This window comes from Actinoplanes sp. SE50/110, from assembly GCF_900119315.1.
In the GTDB taxonomy this organism is placed as follows: Bacteria; Actinomycetota; Actinomycetes; order Mycobacteriales; family Micromonosporaceae; genus Actinoplanes.
The window spans coordinates 3,391,764-3,413,121 of the sequence record NZ_LT827010.1 but is presented as its reverse complement, the minus strand read 5'-3'; the positions used below and the strand labels follow the sequence as shown (position 1 = coordinate 3,413,121).

6 protein-coding genes are annotated in these 21,358 nt (G+C 73.5%); 5 read left to right on the top strand and 1 reads right to left on the bottom strand.

The genetic code is table 11. The features are described from left to right. The first annotated feature begins 3 nt into the window (after positions 1 to 3). Positions 4 to 1,110 carry a biotin/lipoyl-containing protein gene (locus ACSP50_RS15140; RefSeq protein WP_014690089.1) on the top strand — a complete coding sequence of 369 codons (1,107 nt, stop codon included), beginning with the start codon at positions 4 to 6 and terminating at the stop codon, positions 1,108 to 1,110. 3 nt (positions 1,111 to 1,113) lie between these two features. Here the strand turns inward: ACSP50_RS15140 and ACSP50_RS15135 are convergent, their stop codons facing one another. Beyond that, a complete protein-coding gene (locus ACSP50_RS15135; protein ID WP_014690088.1) occupies positions 1,114 to 2,451 on the bottom strand; it encodes a lipase family protein in 1,338 nt (445 codons plus the stop codon). A 504-nt stretch (positions 2,452 to 2,955) separates the two neighbouring features. Here ACSP50_RS15135 and ACSP50_RS15130 point away from each other — a divergent pair. From ACSP50_RS15130 to ACSP50_RS15115, 4 genes are read left to right on the top strand one after another with little or no spacing between them, the layout of a single operon-like run. Next, positions 2,956 to 3,159 (top strand): MbtH family protein, encoded by a 204-nt coding sequence (locus tag ACSP50_RS15130; RefSeq protein ID WP_014690087.1) that lies wholly within the window; start codon positions 2,956 to 2,958, stop codon positions 3,157 to 3,159. Between the two features lie 36 nt (positions 3,160 to 3,195). Then, positions 3,196 to 9,462 (top strand): non-ribosomal peptide synthetase, encoded by a 6,267-nt coding sequence (locus tag ACSP50_RS15125; RefSeq protein ID WP_014690086.1) that lies wholly within the window; start codon positions 3,196 to 3,198, stop codon positions 9,460 to 9,462. Then, positions 9,459 to 20,081: a non-ribosomal peptide synthetase gene (locus ACSP50_RS15120; protein WP_014690085.1), complete on the top strand. Its 10,623-nt coding sequence runs from the start codon at positions 9,459 to 9,461 to the stop codon at positions 20,079 to 20,081. Before ACSP50_RS15125 ends, ACSP50_RS15120 begins: the two co-directional genes overlap by 4 nt. After that, positions 20,078 to 21,295: an MFS transporter gene (locus ACSP50_RS15115; protein ID WP_014690084.1), complete on the top strand. Its 1,218-nt coding sequence runs from the start codon at positions 20,078 to 20,080 to the stop codon at positions 21,293 to 21,295. The genes ACSP50_RS15120 and ACSP50_RS15115 overlap by 4 nt, the downstream gene beginning before the upstream one ends. Positions 21,296 to 21,358: the final 63 nt, after the last annotated feature.

Here is a 21,358-nt window from a genome sequence, read left to right as displayed (position 1 = left end):
CTGGTGAATCCCGTCCTGGTGCCCACCAACGACGTCAACAGCGAACACGGCATCCTGGTGATGTGGTTCGCCGAGGACGGCGCCGAGGTGGAGAAGGATGAGCTGCTCGCCGAGGTGGAGACGAGCAAGGCGGTCCTCGAGGTGCTCGCGCCGGTGGCGGGGGTGCTGCTGCACACCGCGGCCAAGGGGGCCGAGGTGCCGCTGTCGCAGCCGATCGCGCAGCTGTTCGGATCCGCCGCCGAGCGCGACGCGCATCTCGCCGCACTCGCCGCGGCACCGGCCACCGCCGCCCCCGCCGGGCCGCGGGCCACGGTGAAAGCCGTACAGCGGGCGGCCGAGCTGGGCGTGGACCTGGCCGCGCTGGGCCTGGACCGGTTGATCACGGTCAAGGACGTGGAGGCGTGCGCGGCTCCGGCCGTTCCCCCGGCCCTGCTGGAGCCGTTGGCCGGCGCGCCCGGGCGGCAGCGGATCCTGATCGTCGGGGCGGCGCTCGGGGCGACCCAGGTCCTCGACATCCTGGCCGGCAGCCGGACGCAGCAGGCGGTGGCGATCGTGGACGACGACGCGTCCCGGTGGGGTGCGTCGGTGCACGGGGTGCCGGTGGTCGGCGGCAGTGACCGGCTGGGGGCGCTGTTCGCCGAGGGCGCCTACGACGCGGCGATCATCGCGATCGGCCGGTCGCCGGCCGTCCGTGCACGGCTGCGTGCCGCGTGCGCGGCGGCCGGGGTGCCGCTGGCCAACGCGATCGATCCGACCGCGAAGATCGCCACCGACGTGTCGCTCGGGCAGGGGAACATCATCTGCGCGTTCTGCCACATCGCGACCGGGGTGCGGGTGGGCGACAACAACTTCTTCTCGGCGTACAACTCGTTCGACCACCACAGCGTGATCGGGGACGACAACGCCAGCGGGCCGTCCGTGGTCACCTCGGGCAAGGTGACCATCGGCTCGCGGATCCGCTTCGGCACCGGCATCTTCATCGAACCGGACGTGACCGTCGGCGACGACGCGGCGATCGCCTCCGGTGCGGTGATCGTCAGCTCGGTCCCCGCCGAACACGTGGTGAAGACCAAGATCGTGACGACCACCGTCGTACCGCTGCGTCGTTAGGTCCTAAGGTTGGATCGGCAGGATCGCGCAGGTGGGGATCGACGGGACACCGGCCAGACGCAGGGCCAGCCAGTCGACGGCCGGGCCCTGGTCGACCAGCAGCGGGCCGAAGTGGTTGATCAGCGGGCTGATCGTCGGGGCCAGGACCACCGGGGCGTAAGCGACGTTGCCCCCGCGTGAGCACCAGTTCGCCGCCATCGTACGGGCCTGGCCGTGCGGGACCAGGTTGTCGCTGACGCCGGTGGCGATCCGGACCGCGCCGGCCGGCTTGCGGGTGCCGATCAGCTGCTCGGCAAGGAAGGCCTTGAGCACCGGCTCGGCGGCCACGATGTCGGCGAGCGACTGGCCGCCGGTCGTCCACGACGTGCTGCGCTTCGTCGCATAGCCGAGGATGGCGTCGCCGACACACATGGTGGACAGGTTCTTCAGCACGGCGCGGCCGCTGTCGCTCAGATACCGGTCCAGCAGCGGCCGCAACTCCGGATCGGACTGGACGAACCCGTTGATCGACCAGCCGAGCGCGCCGACCAGCTCACTGCCGTCGATGGCGGCGGTGACCGCGGCCAGGTTCGCCGGCGGGGCGCCGGAGTAGGTGGCGGTGAGCTGCACGTCCGGCGCGTAGCTGGACTGCAGCTCGGCGGCCGAGGCGACCGCGCCGCCGCCCTGGCTGTAACCGTAGAGGCCGATCAGCGACCTCGCCGACAGTGAGGTGGCCGGCAGGGCCCGGGCCGCCCGGGCGGCGTCCAGCACCGCATGGCCCTCGTCGACCCGGTTGACGTAGGTGTGCAGGCGGTCGGTGGTGCCCAGACCCGCGTAGTCGGTCTGGACGACCGCGATGCCCTTGGCGAGCATCCGGTACATGGCCAGCACCTCGTAGCCGATCGAGACGGTGAACTGGTTGTCCTCCGTGCCGATGATCAGGCCGCGCTGCAGGGCCAGCGAGGTGGAGCACTGGTCACCCTGCCCCATGGTGCCCGGGGCGAGGACCACCAGGGGGCGGGGCCCGGGGCCGTTCCAGGCGGCGGACGGCTCGACGTAGGCACCGGTGATCGCGACCGGGTGCCCGGTGGAGTCGGTGGACTTGTACATGATGCGCGTCGCGGTGCCGGGCAGCGGGCCGGTGATGCCGGGCAGCGAGAGCGCCAGCGGGAGCGGCTCGGTCCGCACCAGGGCGCCGTCAGCGGCCGGCAGGGTCGCCGGCGGGGTGTAAAAATCGGGAATTGTTACACCGCGGGACGTGCCGCCGGCGGCGGCATCGGCGGGCAGCGGCGTCCCGGCCCAGCCGGCTCCGGTGAGTGTCGCAGCCAATAGAGCTGCGGAAATGCGGGTACGCAGGGACATGTCCGGTCCTCCTCGGCGCGTAACCGCCCGTTCGGTGGGTGGGGCGGCCGCTGTTACCGGAAGGTAACTTTGTGAACTGAGACAAACCAGATGGCAGAGTTCTCACTCCGCCTCGCCGACGGCGGCGCGCGCTCCCGGGCCGGCCGGGCGCCGGCCGGCCGATTCCCCCTGCTTTTCCGTCGGCGCGGCCCCGCCCTTTTTCACCCGTGAATTTCTATTCGGCGCACCGCATCAAACGCGTGCACCGTCACATTAGCGGTCGTTAAGCTCGCATATTTTGCTGTTATTGCTGTCGTGTTAATTCGCTGGTCGGCCAGATCAAGCCATTCATGATTGCCACCGTGTGGCTCATCTCACGCCGCTGCGCCACGGCTGGGCAAACTCAAATGTCCGATTAGGAGCGGTTCGCTCGGATGGCTCGGCTGTTAGTGTCGCGCCCCGTCGCCTGTCACGAGCCGGCGCCGCAGTTCTCGGCCACCCACGAGACGAAGCAGAGGAACGGTCATGAATCCTTTTGAGGATGAGCACGGCACCTATCTCGTACTGATCAACGACGAGGGCCAGTATTCGTTGTGGCCGGAATTCGCCGACATTCCCGCCGGCTGGACAATCGCCAAGGCCGCCGCTTCCCGTCAGGACTGCGTCGACTACGTCAACGAGCACTGGACGGACATGCGTCCGAAGAGTCTGATCGAGGCGATGGGCTGACGGGTCACCACCGTGCCGGCCGATTCCCCTCCCGTCATGACGATTCCCCTGACCGCCGCCCAGCGCGGCATCTGGTACGCCCGGCAGCTGGCGTCCGACAGCCGGATGCACACCATCGGCGAGTACCTGGACATCACCGGCCCGATCCGGACCGACGTGTTCGAAGCCGCCCTGCGCCGCACCGTCGACGAGGCGGACTGCCTGACCGTCCGCTTCACCGCGACGCCCGACGGCGAGGTGCACCAGCAGACCGGCGCGGCGGCGCCCTGGCGGCTCACGGTGGACGACCTCAGTGACGAGGCCGACCCCTTCGAGGCCGCGATGCGGTGGATGCGCACCGATCTCGACCGGCCCTTCGAGCCGGAGGCGGGCCGGGTGTTCCGGTACGCGCTGCTGCGCCTGTCCCCCGGGCGTCACCTGTGGTGGTCCAGCTACCACCACCTGGTCCTGGACGGTTTCGGGATGGGCCTCATCACCCGCCGGGTGGCCGAGGTCTACACGGCACTGCACGCGGGCACCGCGGTGCCCGCGTGTCCGTTCGGGCGACTGTCCGATCTGGTGGCCCGCGACCGGGCCTACCAGGAATCGCCGCGGCGCACGCAGGACCAGCAGTTCTGGGCCGACTACCTGCGGGACTGCCCGCAGCCGCGCGGCCTGGCCCACGCGCAGCCGGCACCGGCCGGACCGGTGCTCCGCCGCTCCGGGTGGATCGACGGGGCGACCGCCCGCCTGCTGACCGAGAGGGCCGAGGCCTGCGGGACTCGCTGGCCGCTGGTGGTCGTCGCCGCCTGGGCCGCCTACCTGCACCGGATGACCGGCGAGCGGGAGGTCGTCGTGGGGCTGCCCGCGGCCGCGCGCCGCGATCCGCACGACCGGGTCACCCCCGCGATGGTGTCGAACCTGCTGCCGCTGCGGGTGCGGGTGGATTCCGGGGTCGGCGTCACCGCCCTCGTCGAGCAGGTCGCCGCGCAGGCCCGGATCGTGCTCGCGCATCAGAACTACCGGGTGGAGGACCTCCGCCGGGACCGGTCACCGGGCGCCGAGCTGATCGCCTCCCGGGCCAACGTCATGAGTTTCGCGTACGGGGTGAGCTTCGGCGACGCCCGCGCCCGCGCGTACAACCTGGCCGGTGGTTTTCCCGAGGACCTCGCGATGCTGGTCTGGGACCGGCGGGACGGCGAGGACTACCGGGTGGACTTCGATGCCAACCCTCGGCGGTACTCCGCGCCGGACGTGGTGGGCCACCGGGACCGGTTCCTGGCCTTCCTGACCCGGTTCGCCACCGCGGACCCACCGGTCGAGCCGGCGCGGCTCGACCTGCTGACCGACGCCGATCGGGCGGCGACGGCGCGCTGGGCCGGCCCGGGCCCCGCCATCGAGGCGGCCACGCTCGCCGAGCTCTTCGCCGCCCAGGTCACCCGTACGCCGCAGGCGCCCGCCCTGGTGGGCGACGACACCACGCTGACCTACGCGCAGTTGGACGCGGTGACCGACCGGCTCGCCCGGTCGCTGCTGGCCCGGGGCGTGGGTGCCGAGGACCTGGTGGCGCTGGCGTTTCCGCGCTCGGTGCACTGGGTGACCGCCATGCTCGCCGTCACCAAGACCGGCGCCGCCTACCTGCCGATCGACCCGGCGTATCCCGCCGACCGCATCCGCTACATGCTGACCGACGCGCGCCCCGTACTGCTGCTGTCCAGCGCGGAGACCGCGGCCACCGTGCCGTGCGCCGGTGTCCCGGTGATGATCCTCGACTCCGCCGACCCCGCCGACCCCGCCGCACCCCCGGCGAGGCCGGCACCGGCACGGCCGGCCGGTGCCGACAACACCGCATACGTGATCTACACGTCCGGTTCGACCGGACGGCCCAAGGGCGTCGCGGTCACCCACCGAGGTCTGGCCGGCCTGGCCGCCGCGCAGGGTGAGCGGCTGTGCGTGCGACCCGGGGACCGGATGCTGCAGTTCGCGTCGCCGAGCTTCGACGCCGCCCAGTCCGACATCTGGGTGACCCTGCTCGCCGGCGCCACCCTGGTGACTCCCTCGGCGGACCGCCTCACCGTCGGACCTCCGCTGGCGGCGACCGTCGCCGAGCGGGGCGTGACACACCTGAAGCTGCCACCGGCCGCGCTCGCCGTCCTGCCCGGCGACGCCCTCGACGGGATCCGCGTGCTGGCGGTCGCCGGCGAGGCCCTGCCGGAGAGCCTGGTCGCCCGGTGGCACACCGGCCGCCGCATGATCAACGTTTACGGACCGACGGAGAACACCGTCACCGCGACCCTGAGCGGGCCGCTGACCCCCGGCGGCCCGGTGCCGATCGGCACGCCGATCACCGGCACCCGGGCGTACGTCCTGGACACCCGGTTGCGGCCGGTGCCGCCGAACGCCGTGGGCGAGCTGTATCTGACCGGGGCCGGGCTGGCCCGCGGCTACCTGCGACGCCCCGCGCTGACCGCCGGACGGTTCGTGGCCTGCCCCTTCGGTGCGCCGGGAACCCGCATGTACCGCACCGGCGATCTGGCCCGCTGGACGTCGGACGGCCGGCTGGTGTTCGCCGGCCGGGCCGACGACCAGGTGAAGCTGCGCGGCTTCCGGATCGAGCTCGGCGAGATCGAGGCCGTGCTGAGCGAGCACCCGGGGGTCCGGCAGGCGGTCGCCACGGTCCGGGAGGATCGCGGTGGTGACCGGCGGCTGGTCGCCTACGTCGTCGGCGATGCCGCCCCCGCCGACGTGCGCGCGCGGGCCGCCGCCACGCTGCCGGCGCACATGGTGCCCGCCGCCGTCGTGGTCGTCGACCGGATACCGCTGACCCCCAACGGCAAGCTCGACCGGCAGTCGCTGCCCGCACCGGACTGGTCCGCCGCCGGCGAGCCGGCCCGCACGCCGCGCGACGACCGGGAGGAGCTGCTCTGCCGACTCTTCGCGCAGCTGCTGGGCGTGCCCTCGGTCGGGCCCGGCGACGACTTCTTCGCGCTGGGCGGACACTCGCTGCTGGCCACCCGGCTGCTGGGCCGGATCCGGACCGTGCTGCGCGCCGAGGTGTCCCTGCGGGAGCTGTTCGCCGCCCCCACCCCGGCCCGGCTCGCCGAGCTGGTGGCCGGCTCCCGCCGCGGTCCGCGGCCACCGTTGCGCCCGGTGCCCCGGCCGGAGGCACCGCCGCTGTCCGCGGCCCAGCGACGACTGTGGTTTCTGCACCGGTTGCAGGGCCCCGGTGCGACCTACAACATGCCGTACGCGCTGCGGCTGACCGGCCCGCTCGACGTCGCGGCTCTACGGGCCGCGCTGACCGACGTGGTGGGCCGCCACGAGAGTCTGCGCACCGTGTTCGCCGCCCCCGACGGCGTCCCCCACCAGGTGATCCTGCCCGCGGACCGGGCAACGCCCGAGATCAGCCGGCCGGCCGGTGATCCTGGGCAGTGGTTGAGCCGGGCCGCGCACCTCCCGTTCGACCTGTCCCGGGACCTGCCGATCCGGGTCCACCTGGGTGTGCTCGGCCCCGACGAGCACCTGCTGCTGATGGTGCTGAACCACGTCGCGGCCGACGGCTGGTCCCTGGCGCCGCTCATGCGGGACCTGTCGACCGCGTACGCCGCCCGGCTCGGCGGCACCGGTCCCGCGTGGCCTCCGCTGCCCGTGCAGTACACCGACTATGCGCTGTGGCAGTCGCGACTGCTGGGCACGATCGACGACCCGGACAGCCTGCTGAGCCGGCAGCTCGCCTTCTGGCGTACCGCCCTCGCCGGTGCGCCGCAGCATCTGGAGCTGCCGACCGACCGGCCCTACCCGGTCGAGCGGTCCGGGGTCGGCGGCCAGGTGCCGTTCACCGTCCCGGCGCAGCTGCACCGGGACCTGCTGCGCCTGGCCCACGACCACGACGCGACCCTGTTCATGGTGCTGCACGCGGCGTTCGCCGTTCTGCTGCACCGCGTCGGCGCCGGGGACGACATCGTGATCGGCACCCCGGTCGCCGGCCGGGCCGACGAGGAGCTGGACGACCTGGTCGGCTTCTTCGTCAACACCCTGGCCCTGCGGACCGACCTGTCCGGCGACCCCGGCTTCGGTGCGCTGCTCGACCGGGTCCGTGACCACGACCTGGACGCCTTCGCCCACCAGGACCTGCCGTTCGACCGGCTGGTGGAGGCGCTGGTCCCCGACCGGTCCACCGCCCGGCAGCCGCTGGTGCAGGTCATGGTGACGCTGCAACGTGCGGCCGACGTCGCGCTCAGCCTGCCGGGCGTGCACGCCGAGGCACACCCGGTGCACCTCGACGTCGCCAAGTTCGACCTGACCGCGACCATCGTCGAGCACGTCGGCGCCGCCGGTCAGCCGGCCGGGCTGGACGGCCGGCTGGAGTACGCCACCGACGTGCTCGACCGGCGGAGCGGGCAGGCGCTCGCCGAGCGGCTGCTGCGGTTGCTGCGGCAGGTCGCCGCCGAACCGGAGCAGCGGATCGGCCGGCTGGACGTGCTCGACCCGGCCGAGCGGCAGCGCATGCTGGTCGACGGGAACGCCACCGCCACCGCGGTGCCGGACGGCACCCTGGCCGCGCTGTTCGCGGCGCAGGTGGCTCGTACCCCGGACGCGACGGCGGTGATCGGCGACGACGTCACCCTCACGTACGCCGCGCTCGACGCCCGGGCGAACCGGCTGGCCCGGTGGCTGATCGCGGCGGGGATCGGGCCCGAGGACATCGTGGCACTGTCGTTCCCCCGCGGCGTGCGGTGGGTGACGGCGATCCTCGCGGTGGCCAAGGCCGGTGCGGCGTTCCTGCCGATCGACCCCACCTACCCGGCCGCGCGGATCCGCTACATGGTCGAGGACGCCCGGCCCCGGATGGTGCTGACGGTGACCGCCACCGAAGGCGGCCTGCCGGCTCTCGCGGCGCCCGTCACGGCACTGGACGGCGAGGAGATCGCCACCGCGCTGCCGGCGTTGCCGGACACGCTGCCGCCCTGCCCGGCCACGCCGGCCAACACCCTGTACGTCATCTACACCTCCGGCTCCACCGGCCGGCCCAAGGGCGTGGCGGTCACCCACACCGGCATCGCCAGCCTGGCGGTGGCCAAGGCCGCCCGCTTCGGCCTCGACGGCACCAGCCGGGTCCTGCAGTTCGCGTCGCCCAGCTTCGACGCGGCCGTCTGGGAGATCTGCCCGGCACTGCTGTCCGGTGCGGCGCTCGTGGTGCCGTCGGCCGACCGGCTCACCGTCGGGGCGCCGTTGGCGGCGACGATCGCCGAGGCCGGCGTGACGCACCTGACCCTGCCGCCGGCGGCCCTCGCCGTCCTGCCCGGCGACGCGCTGGCCGGGGTCCGGACGCTGGGGGTGGCGGGCGAGTCGCCGGCCGCCGAGGTCGTGCAGCGCTGGTCCCCCGGCCGGACGATGGTCAACGCGTACGGGCCGACGGAGACCACGGTATGCGCGACGGTCAGCCGTCCGCTGACGCCGCGGGACCGGCCCGCGCCGATCGGCGGGCCGATCACCGGCACCCGGGTGTACGTGCTGGACGCCCGGCTCGTACCGGTGCCGCCCGGGGTGCCCGGCGAGCTGTACGTGGCCGGTGCCGGGCTGGCCCGCGGTTACCTGCGCCGTCCCGCGATGACCGCCGAGCGGTTCGTGGCGTGCCCGTGGGGCGCCGCCGGTGAACGGATGTACCGGACGGGCGATCTGGTGAAATGGACCGGGGACGGTCAACTGCTGTTCCTCGGCCGGACCGACGACCAGGTCAAGATCCGCGGGTTCCGCATCGAACTCGGGGAGATCACCGGGGTGGTCGCCGGCCAGTCCGGCGTGCGGCAGGCGATCGTGGTGGCCCGCGAGGACCGCCCCGGCGAGAAGACCCTGGCGGCCTACGTGACCGAGGCCGCCGGCCGGACCCTCGATCCGCAGACCCTGCGGGACAAACTGGCCGCGGAGTTGCCCGGGCACATGGTTCCGGCGGTCGTCGTCCTCGACGCCATGCCGCTGACCGCCAACGGCAAGATCGACAAAGCGGCACTGCCCGCGCCGAACACCGTCGCCGCCCCCGGCCGGGCACCCCGGGACGCCCGCGAGGAAGTGCTGTGTGCGCTCTTCGCCGAGCTGCTGGGCGTACCGGAGGTGGGCATCGACGACGACTTCTTCCAGCTGGGCGGACACTCGCTGCTGGCCACCCGGCTGATCAGCCGGATCCGCGCCGCGCTGCGCGCCGACCTGACCATCCGTGATCTGTTCACCGCGCGCACCCCCGCCCGGATCGGCGAACGACTGACCACCGCCCGTCCCGCCCGGCCGGCCCTGCGCCGCATGGCGAAGAAAGAGGACGCCTCATGACCACCCTCTCCTATGCCCAGCAACGGCTGTGGTTCCTGAACCGGCTGGAGGGCGGCGGCGCCACCTACAACATGCCGTTCGCGCTGCGGCTGACCGGGGAGCTCGACGTCATCGCTCTCGGCGCCGCGCTGCGCGACGTGATCACCCGGCACGAGAGCCTGCGCACCGTCTTCCCGGCCCCCGACGGCGTGCCCGTCCAACGGGTGCTGGACCCGGGCGCGGTGGCGGTGGACCTGACCGCGCGGGACACCTCGGACGCGACCCTGCCACAGCTGCTGGCCGAGGACGGCCGCCGCCCCTTCGACCTGGCCGTCGACCCGCCGATCCGGATCCGCCTGTTCGCGACCGGCCCGGACGAACACGTGCTGCTGCTCGTCCTGCACCACATCGCCGGCGACGGCTGGTCGGCCGGGCCGCTGATGCGCGACCTGTCCGAGGCGTACGCGGCGCGGCGGACCGGGCAGTCGCCCGGCTGGGACGAGCTCCCGGTGCAGTACACCGACTACAGCCTGTGGCAGCGGGAACTGCTCGGCGAGGAGCACGGCATCCTGGCCGAGCAGATGGACTACTGGCGGACGACCCTGGCCGGGCTGCCCGCGGAGATCACGCTGCCGGTCGACCGCCGCCATCCGGCGGTACCGTCCCACCGGGGCGGCCGGGTCGCCCTGACCGTGCCGGCCGAGCGGCACCGCGACCTGCTGCGGCTGGCCGCGCAGACCGACAGCACCCTGTTCATGGTGGTGCAGGCCGCGGTCGCCGCCCTGTTGCACCGGCTCGGCGCCGGCACCGACATCCCGCTCGGCACCGCGGTGGCCGGCCGTACCGACGAGGCGCTGGAGGATCTGGTCGGCTTCTTCGTCAACACCCTGGTGCTGCGCACCGACGTCGCCGGCGACCCGACCTTCCGGGAGCTGCTGACCCGGGTCCGGGAGACCGCCCTGGGTGCCTTCGCCCACCAGGACGTGCCGTTCGACATGCTGGTGGAGGATCTGGCGCCGGCCCGGATCCCGGGCCGTACCCCGCTGTTCCAGGTGATGGTGCTGCTGCAGAACAACGCCGTCGCCCAGCTCGACCTGCCCGCCCTGCGGGTCCGCACCGAGCCGGTCGGCCTCGGCGTCGCCAAGTTCGACCTCACCGTCAATGTCGAGGAACAGTCCGACGCGGCCGGCCGGCCCGCCGGACTGCGCGTGCTGCTGGAGTACGCCGAGGACGTGTTCGACCGGGCGACGGTGCAGGCGCTGGCCGGCCGGTTGGACCGGATGACGGCCGCGGTCGCCGCCGGACCGGACCGGCGGATCGGCCGGATCGACCTGCTCACCGCCGCCGAGCGTGACCTGGTGCTGGCGGGCGGGAACGTCACCGGCACGCCGCTGCCGGCCCGCACCCTGCCTGCGATGTTCGCCGTCCAGGTGGCGCGCACCCCGGACGCCACCGCGGTGATCGGGGACGAGGTCACCCTGACGTACGCCGAACTCGACGCCCGCTCCGACACTCTGGCCCGCTGGCTGGTCGGCCGGGGGGTGGGGCCGGAGGACATCGTGGCCCTGTCCTTCCCACGCTCGGTGCACTGGGTCGTCGCCCAGCTGGCGGTAACCAAGGCGGGGGCGGCGTTCCTGCCGATCGACCCGGCGTACCCGGCCGACCGGATCCGCTACATGATCGACGACGCCCGGCCGGTACTGCTGTGGACGGTCACCGAGACCGCCGCCACCCTGCCCGACCTCGACGTGCCGGTGATCCCCCTCGACTCCTCCGGCTTCGCCGACCAGCTCACGGCATCACCCACCGACCCGATCACCCCCGCGGCGACACCGGCGAACACCGCCTACGTCATCTACACCTCCGGCTCCACCGGCCGGCCCAAGGGCGTAGTGGTAAGCCATGCCGGCATCGCCGGTCTCGTGCACGCCCTGACCGACCGGTACGGCATCGACGCCGGCAGCCGGGTCCTGCAGTTCGCGTCGCCCAGTTTCGACGCGGCGGTCGCGGACGTCTGCCCGGCGCTGCTGTCCGGCGCCGCCCTGGTGGTGCCGTCGGCGCAGCGACTGACCGTCGGCGCCGCGCTGGCGGCGACGATCGCCGAGACCGGGGTCACCCACGTGACGATGCCGCCGGCCGCGCTGGCGGTACTTCCCGAGGATGCGCTCGCCGGTGTCCACACCCTGGTGGTGGCGGGCGAGGCCCCGTCCGACGAGGTGGTGGACCGCTGGTCGGCCCGGCTCCGGATGATCAACTGTTACGGGCCGACGGAGAACACCGTCGTGGCGACCAACAGCCGGCCGCTGGCCCCGGGCCATGGTCCGGCACCCATCGGCGGACCGATCGCCGGCACCCGGACGTACGTGCTGGACGCCCGGCTGCAGCCGGTGCCACCCGGCACGGCGGGCGAACTCTACCTGGCGGGTACCGCTCTGGCCCGCGGTTACCTGGGCCGGCCGGACCTGACCGCCCAACGATTCGTCGCCTGCCCCTGGGGACCACCCGGCGAACGCATGTACCGCACCGGCGACCTCGCCCAATGGAACACCGACGGACAACTCACCTACCTCGGCCGCACCGACGACCAGGTCAAGATCCGCGGCTACCGCATCGAACTCGGCGAAATCACCAAAGTCGTCACCGGACACCCCGGCGTACAACAGGCCATCGTCCTGGCCCGCGAAGACCGCCCCGGCGACAAACGCCTCGTCGCCTACGTCACCCCCACCCACGGCCACCACCTACAACCCACCCAGATCCGCGCACACGCCGCCACCGCACTACCCGAATTCATGATCCCCACAGTGGTCGTCCTCGACACGATGCCACTCACCACCAACCGCAAGATCGACAAGGCGGCGCTGCCCGCGCCCGACCAGCTCACCACGGACGGCGGCCGCGGGCCGCGCACCCCGGCCGAACACATCCTGTGCGGCCTGTTCGCCGAGCTCCTCGGGGTCGCGGCGGTCGGCGCGGACGACGACTTCTTCGCCCTCGGCGGCCACTCGCTGCTCGCCACCCGGCTCGTGTCCCGTGCCCGGGCCGCGCTCGGCGTGGAACTGCCGGTCCGTGCGGTGTTCGCCGCGCCCACCCCCGCGCGTCTCGCGGCGGCCGCCGAGGCCACGGCCGGCACCGCCCGCCCCGCCCTGCGGCCGATGGCGCTGCCCGATCCGCTGCCGCTGTCCGCGGCGCAGCGGCGGCTGTGGTTCCTCAACCAGCTGGAGGGGCCGAACGCCACCTACAACGTGCCGTACGCGCTGCGCCTCACCGGTGACGTCGACGCCGGCGCACTGCGCGCCGCGCTGCACGACGTGGTCGTCCGGCACGAGAGCCTGCGGACCGTCTTCCCGGCGACCGGCGGCGAACCACGCCAGGTGATCCTGGACCCGGCCGACGTCACCGTGCGGCTGACCGAGAAGCACATCACCGAGACCGGCCTGCGGCGGGAACTCGCGCACGCGGCGGGCGTGCGCTTCGACCTCTCGCAGCAACCGCCGCTGCGGGCCTGGCTCTGGCATCTGGGCCCGGCAGAGCAGGTTTTCGCCCTGGTCATTCATCACATCGCCGGGGACGGCTGGTCCACCGCGCCGCTGCTGGGCGACCTTCGCACCGCGTACGCGGCACGCCTGGCCGGGACCGAACCGGGCTGGGCGCCGCTGCCGGTCAGCTATGCCGACTACACGATCTGGCAGCGGGACCTGCTGGGCGCCGACAGCGACCCCGACAGCCTGCTCAACCGGCAGCTGCACTACTGGACACAGGCGCTCGACGGCGTACCCACCGAACTGGACCTGCCGTTCGACCGGCCGCACCCGGCCGTCGCGTCGCACCAGGGCGGCCACATCCGCCTGCACCTCGACGCGGAGGTGCATCGGGCACTCCTGCGCGTCGCCAGGCAGAGCGACAGCACCCTGCACATGGTGTTGCAGGCGGCCTTCGCCATCCTGCTGCACCGCGCCGGCGCCGGCGACGACCTGCCGATCGGCGTCGCGGTCGCCGGGCGTACCGACGAGGCACTCGACGACCTGGTCGGCTTCTTCGTCAACACCCTCGTGCTCCGCGCCGACCTCACCGGGACACCCGATTTCACCGAACTGCTGGCCCGGGTACGGGAGACGGCGCTGAACGCCTACGCCCACCAGGACGTGCCGTTCGACCGGGTGGTGGAGAAGCTGGCCCCGGCCCGGTCGGCCGGCCGTTCCCCGCTGGTCCAGGTGCTGCTGACGGTGCAGCACACCGCGCACGCCGACCTCGGCTTTCCCGGCCTGAGCGGGCGAGCCGAACCGGTCGCCCTCAACGTGGCCAAGTTCGACCTGCTCGCCAGCTTCGTCGAACACGGCACCGGCACCGAGCCGGAGGGGCTGACCGGCGCACTGGAATACGCCGCCGACGTCTTCGACCGGTCCACCGCCCAGGCTCTCGCCGACCGGCTGACCCTGATCCTGCGGACCGTCGCCGCCGACCCGCGCGCCCGGCTGGACCGGATCGGCGCACTGCCCGCGGACGAGCACCAGCGGATGCTCGCCGCCGGCGACCGCAGCTCGCCGCCGCCCGCCGGCACCGTGCCGCAGCTGTTCGCCGCCCAGGCCGCCCGGACACCGGACGCCCCGGCCCTGTGGGCCGGCGGCACCACCATGACGTACGCCGAGCTGGACGCCCGCGCCAACCGGCTGGCGCACCGGCTGATCGCCGCCGGCACCGGGCCCGAGGTGCCGGTCGCCGTGCTGATGGACCGCTCCCCCGGCCTGGTGGTGGCGCTGCTGGCAATCCTCAAGGCCGGTGGCGCCTACGTACCGCTGCTGCCCGGATACCCCGCCGACCGGCTCAGCTGGATCGTCGCCCAGGCCGGGGCGACCGTCCTGCTGGTCGACCCCGACCTGGCCGACACCCGGTTCGAGCACGGCGCCACGGTGCTCGTGCACGCCGACGAGCCCGGACCCGGCCATGCCCCGGACGTCCGGGTGCACCCGGACAACCTGGGCTACGTCATGTACACCTCCGGCTCCACCGGCCGGCCCAAGGGCGTGGCGGTGCGGCACCGCGACATCGTGGCACTGGCCGCCGATCACCGCTGGGCGGGCGGCGCCCACGATCGGGTGCTGTGCCGGTCCCCGCATGCCTTCGACGCCTCGACCTACGAGCTGTGGGTGCCGCTGCTGCGCGGGGGGACCGTCGTGCTGGCCCCGCCCGGCGAACCCGATCCGCGCCTGCTCGCCCGCACCATCGCCGACGGCCGGGCCACCGCCGCGTTCCTCACCACCGCCCTGTTCAACCTGATGGTGGAGGAGGGTGTCGAGCACCTGGCCGGGCTGCGCGAGGTCCTCACCGGAGGCGAGGCCGCGAGTCCCCGGGCGATGCGCCGTTTCCTGAAGAACTGTCCCGGCACCGTGCTGAGCCACGTGTACGGGCCGACCGAGGCGACCACCTTCGCCACCGGGTACCCGATGACCGACTCCGTGGCGCTGCCCGCCGACGACGTGCCGATCGGCGAGCCGCTGGACGGCATGCGGGCGTACGTCTTCGACCGGCACCTGCAACCGGTGCCGGCCGGCGTCACCGGTGAGCTCTACCTGGCCGGAGCCGGCCTGGCGCGCGGCTACGCCGGCCGTCCCGACCTGACCGCCGAACGTTTCGTGGCCGACCCGACCGGACGTACCGGCGAACGGATGTACCGGACCGGTGATCTGGTGCGGTGGAACACCGACGGGCAGCTGGTGTTCGTGGGCCGGGCCGACGGCCAGGTCAAGCTGCGCGGGTTCCGCATCGAGCTCGGCGAGATCGAGGCCGTGCTCGCCGCCCACCACGATGTCGGCCAGACGGTCGTCGTGGTGCGCGAGGACCGGCCCGGCGACCGTCGGCTGGTCGGCTACGTCACCCCGGGACGCGCCGGCCGGCCGGTCAGCGCCACCGAGGTCCGCGCCTACGCCGTCGCCCACCTGCCGGAGTTCATGGTGCCGGCGGTCGTGGTCCCGCTGGACGCGCTGCCGCTGACCACCAACGGCAAGGTGGACCGCGCCGCTCTGCCGGTGCCGGACCCGGCCGCGTCCGGCACCGGCCGGGCTCCGCGCGACGAGACCGAGGCGATCCTCTGCGGGTTGTTCGCCGATCTGCTGGGCGTCCCGACGGCCGGCATCGACGACGACTTCTTCAGCCTCGGCGGGCACTCGCTGCTGGCGGTGCGGCTGACCGCGCGGGTCCGCACCGCGCTCGGCGCCGAACTGGCGGTCCGGGACGTGTTCGCCGCCGCCACCCCGGCCCGGCTCGCGGCCCTGGTGGCCGCCGCCCGCGGCGCGACCCGTCCGCCGCTGGTCGCCTCGGTGCGGCCCGCACGGCCGCCGCTGGCGGCCGCCCAACGACGGTTGTGGTTCCTGCACCAGGTGGAGGGGCCGAGCGCCACCTACAACATGCCGGTGGTGCTGCGCCTGGACGGTGTGCTGGACCCCGCGGCACTGCGGGCGGCCCTGGACGATCTGACGGCGCGGCACGAGACGCTGCGCACCGTGTTCGCCGACGACGGCGGCGTGGCGTACCAGCGGGTCCTCGATCCGGCGCAGGGCAGGATGCCGATGACGACGCTGCGCGTCGCGGCGTCCGGCCTGCCGGCGGCACTGGCCGACGCCACCGGCCACCGCTTCGATCTGGCCACCGAGGTTCCCGCCCGGGCCTGGCTGTTCGAGGTGGGGCCCCGCGAGCACGTGCTCGCCGTGGTGCTGCACCACATCGCCGGTGACGGCTGGTCGACGGCCCCGCTGCTGCGCGATCTCGGCCAGGCCTACACCGCCCGCGCGCTCGGGCGGACACCGGACCGCGGCGCCCTGCCGGTGCAGTACGTCGACTACACGCTCTGGCAGGAGGCGCTGCTCGGCACCCGGGACGACCCGGGCAGCCTGATCAGCGGCCAGACCGAATACTGGCGCACGGCTCTCGCCGGTGCCCCCGACGAGCTGGCGCTGCCCACCGACCGGCCGCGTCCGGCGGTGCCCTCGCACCGGGGCGGGCACGTGCCGTTCACCCTGGACGACCGGCTCCATCGGGCGATGGCCGAGCTGGCCCGGCACCACGACGCGACCTTGCACATGGTGTTGCACGCCGCCTTCGCCGTGTTGCTGCATCGGCTCGGGGCGGGCGACGACCTCCCGATCGGTGCACCGGTCGCCGGCCGCGCCGACGAGGCGCTCGACGATCTGGTCGGGTTCTTCGTCAACACCGTGGTCCTGCGCACCGACCTGTCCGGCGACCCCACCTTCGCCGACCTGCTGGGCCGGGTCCGGGAAACCGCCCTGGACGCCTACACCAACGCCGACGTGCCCTTCGACCACCTGGTGGAGCGGCTGGCCCCGAACCGGTCACTGGCCCGGCAGCCGCTGTTCCAGGTGATGTGCGTGCTGCAGAACAACGCGACCGGCGACCCCGATTTCGGCGGCCTGCGGGTCCGCCGGGAAGCGGGCGGCCCGCCGGTCGCGAAATTCGACCTGACCGCCACGTTCGCCGAGCGGACCGGCGAGCAGGGCGGACCCGACGGCATCACCGGCGTGCTGGAGTACGCCGCCGACCTGTTCGACCCGGGGACCGCCGCGGCGCTGGCCGACCGGCTGGTCACCGTGATCGAGACGGTCGTCGCCGAACCGGAGCGCCGGATCGGCCGGGTGCAGGTGCTCACCGGGGCCGAGCGGGAACGGGTGCTGGTGACCTGGAACGACCGCCAGGCACCGGTACGCCCGGGCACCATCGGGGAGCTGTTCGCCGCCCAGGTGGCACGCACCCCGGACGCCACCGCGGTGATCGGGGACGAGGTCACCCTGACGTACGCCGAACTCGACGCCCGCTCCGACACCCTGGCCCGCTGGCTGGTCGGCCGGGGAGTGGGGCCGGAGGACATCGTGGCCCTCTCCTTCCCACGCTCGGTGCACTGGGTCGTCGCCATGCTGGCCGTCACCAAATCCGGCGCGGCGTTCCTGCCGATCGACCCGGCGTACCCGGCCGACCGGATCCGCTACATGATCGACGACGCCCGGCCGGTACTGCTGTGGACGGTCACCGAGACCGCCGCCACCCTGCCCGACCTCGACGTGCCGGTGATCCCCCTCGACTCCCCCGGCTTCGCCGACCAGCTCACGGCATCACCCACCGACCCGATCACCCCCGCGGCGACACCGGCGAACACCGCCTACGTCATCTACACCTCCGGCTCCACCGGCCGGCCCAAGGGCGTCGTCGTCAGCCATGCCGGCATCGCCAGCCTGGCGGCGACCACCGGCGATCTCTACCGCACCGGCCCGGACAGCCGGGTCCTGCAGTTCGTCTCGCCCAGCTTCGACGCGTTCATCCACGACGTCTGCCCGACCCTGTTCTGCGGCGCGGCGCTGGTGATGCCGTCCGCCGAACGGCTCACGGTGGGCGGCCCGCTGGCCACCACGATCGCCGAGACCGGCGTCACCCAGGTGACCCTGCCACCGGCTGCCATCGCCACGCTGCCGGCCGAGGCGCTGGACGGGGTCGAGGCGCTGGTGACCGCCGGGGAGACGGCGAGCGCCGAGGTGGTGGACCGCTGGTCGACCGGGCGGCGGCTGTACAACGCGTACGGCCCGACCGAGACCACGGTGTGTGCGGCGATCAGCACGCCGCTCCGCGCCGGGGTGTGGCCGCCGCCGATCGGCGCACCGGTCCTCAACAGCCGTGCGTACGTGCTGGACGCCCGGCTGCAGCCGGTGGCACCCGGCGCGACCGGCGAGCTGTACGTGGCCGGAACCGGGGTGGCCCGCGGTTACCTGGGCCGGCCCGACCTGACCGCCCAACGATTCGTCGCCTGCCCCTGGGGACCCCCCGGCGAACGCATGTACCGCACCGGCGACCTCGCCCGATGGAACACCGACGGACAACTCACCTACCTCGGCCGCACCGACGACCAGGTCAAGATCCGCGGCTACCGCATCGAACTCGGCGAAATCACCAAAGTCGTCACCGGACACCCCGGCGTACAACAGGCCATCGTCCTGGCCCGCGAAGACCGCCCCGGCGACAAACGCCTCGTCGCCTACGTCACCCCCACCCACGGCCACCACCTACAACCCACCCAGATCCGAGCACACGCCGCCACCGCACTACCCGAATTCATGATCCCCACAGTGGTCGTCCTGGACACGATGCCGGTCACCAGCAACGGCAAGATCGACAAGGCGGCGCTGCCCGCGCCGAACCTGGACGTACGCCCCGGCCGGGCCGCCCGCGACGCCCGCGAGGAGACCCTGTGCCGGCTGTTCGCCGAGGCCCTCGGCGTCCCCGAGGTCGGCATCGACGACGACTTCTTCGCCCTGGGCGGGCACTCCCTGCTGGCGACCCGCCTCACCGCACGGATCCGGGACACCATCACCGAGCACGTGTCGGTCCGCGACGTCTTCCAGAGCCGCACGGTCGCGGCGCTGGCCGAGACACTCGCCGGCGTCACCCGCTCGGCGGGGGCGGCCCTGACCGCCGACGCCCGCCTCGATCCGGCGATCGTCGTCGGCGGCCCGCACCGCCGGGCGGAACCGGGGCGGATCCTGCTCACCGGCGCCACCGGGTTCCTGGGCGCGTTCCTGCTGGCCGAGCTGCTCCGGGCCCATCCGGACGCCCGGATCGACTGCCTCGTGCGGGCCGGCGACGAGGTCGCGGCCATGCACCGGATCGAGCACAGCCTGCGACGCTACCTGCTGTGGGACGACGCGGACCGGACCCGGATCTGCGCCGTCCCCGGCGACCTGGAACAACCACGGCTCGGGTTGAGCCGGGACCGGTTCGACGAGCTGGCCGCGTCGGTGGACGTCGTGTACCACAACGGCGCCCGCGTGCACCTGGCCGACCCGTACCAGCGGATGCGGGCCGCCAACGTGGACGCGACCACCGACGTCATCCGCCTGGCCGCCCGCCGTGGCATCCCGCTGCACTACGTGTCCACGACCAGCGTGCTGTACTCCACCACCGACACCCCGCCGCTGCTCACCGAGGACCGGCACGTACCCGCCGACCAGGTGCCGGCCAACGGCTACATCCAGACGAAGTGGGTGGCCGAGGAGCTCGTCCGCGAGGCCGGCCGGCGTGGCCTGCCCGTGGCGATCTACCGGCCCAGCCGGATCAGCGGTGCGACCGCGACCGGGGCGACCGGCGACGGCGACGCCTTCTGGAACATGGTTCGCGCCTGCGTCGAGATCGGCGCCGCACCCGACCGGGGACGGCTCGCCGACGTCGACCTCGTGCCGGTGGACTACGTGGCGGCCGCCCTGGTGCGGCTCTCGCACACCGTCGACCTGGACGGGACGGCGTATCACCTGGTCAACCCGGTGCACACCCGACCGGCGGACGTGTTCGCGGCGGTCCGGGCCGCCGGCTACCCGATCCGCGGCCTGTCCGGCGCCGAGTGGGTCGCCGCTCTGACCGACGCGGCCCGCACGGCGGCTCCGGGCAGCTCGATCCCGGGTGTGGCGCTGTTGCACGGCGGCACCTCCGGCGAGTCGCTCGGCACCGAGCCCCGATTCGACGACAGCAACACCCCTCGGGGCCTCACCGGCTCCGGCATCCAGTGCCCCATCGTCGGCCCCGACACGCTGCGGCGCTGCGTGCGCTTCTTCGCGTCGACCGGCTTCCTGCCCGAGGAGCGTTCATGAGTCAGCCGTTGGTCCTGCGCAACCGGGCCTTCGCCCGGGTGTGGGCGGCACAGATCTGCAGCCAGGTCGCCGGCCGGATGTTCCAGGCGGGCATCGTCTGGTGGGTGGTGAGCGAGGTGGCCGCATCGGTCCGCGGCCGGGCCACCGGGCCGTTCATGATGCTGGCGTCGCTGCCCGCCGTGCTGCTCATCCCGGTGGTGGCCCGGGCCCTGGCCCGCTACACCAGCCGGAGCGTGATGCGCACGGCCGAGCTCGCCGCCGCGGCCGTCACGCTCGTGCTGCTCGGGTGGGCGCTGCTGACCGACCTGCCGATGGCGGCGCCCTACCCGGCGGTGTTCCTGCTGGCCGTCACCCAGTGCTTCTTCAACCCCTGCCTGACCAAGTCGGTGCCCGAGCTGGTCGACGCCGGCGACATCCAGCACGCCACGTCCTTCGAGATGTCCACCCAGTCCATCGCCGGCCTGGTCGGGGCGGTGGCCGGACCGTACCTGATCCACCTCGGCGGACCGGCCCCCCTGGTGGCGGCCTGCTCCGGAGCGTTCCTGCTCGCGGCGCTGCTGATCCACGTCGCCGGTTTCCGGACCGGCACGGCACCTCGGCCATCGGCACCGGGCGGCCCCGCACCCGCCCCGCGCAAGCTGCGTGCCGTGCTGGCTGATCTGCCGTTCGTCCGTACCGTGCTGATCTGCTTCGCCGCGGCGAACCTGTTCGCCACGGCCGGGGCGGTGATCTATCCGCTGTACGTCCGCGGCGTGTTCGGCGACGACCCCGGCGTGCTGGTGCTGTTCCAGGTGGCCATCGGCATCGGCATGCTGGTCGGCTCGTTCTCCGGACCGCACGTCCCCGGCCGGCCGACGACCCTCGGCCCGCTGTGCCTGCTCGGGATCGCGGCCGGCCTGACCGTGCCCGGCCTCGTCGTCAACCGGATGCTGACCTCGGTGGCGTTGCTGGGGGTCGGCTGGTGTGCCGGGGTGCTCGGCGTCAAGTTCGTCACCCTGTTCCAGCACACCGTGCCGGCGGCGGACAAGCCGGTCTTCTTCGCCGCCATGCAGGCGCTGATGACCGCGACGTTCCCGGTGGCGTCGATCGCCTTCGGATTCCTCGGCGACCTCCTCGAACCGCGCACGCTCTGCCTCGTCCAGGGCATCGGGCTGCTCCCCGCGGCTCTCGCCCTGCTGACGACGCGCGACCGGGAGCCGGTGCCGGTGAGCTGAGCGCCGGACCCGACCGGCCGGCATCCGCCGGCCGGTCGGGTCCGGCGTCCGCGACGACGGCGC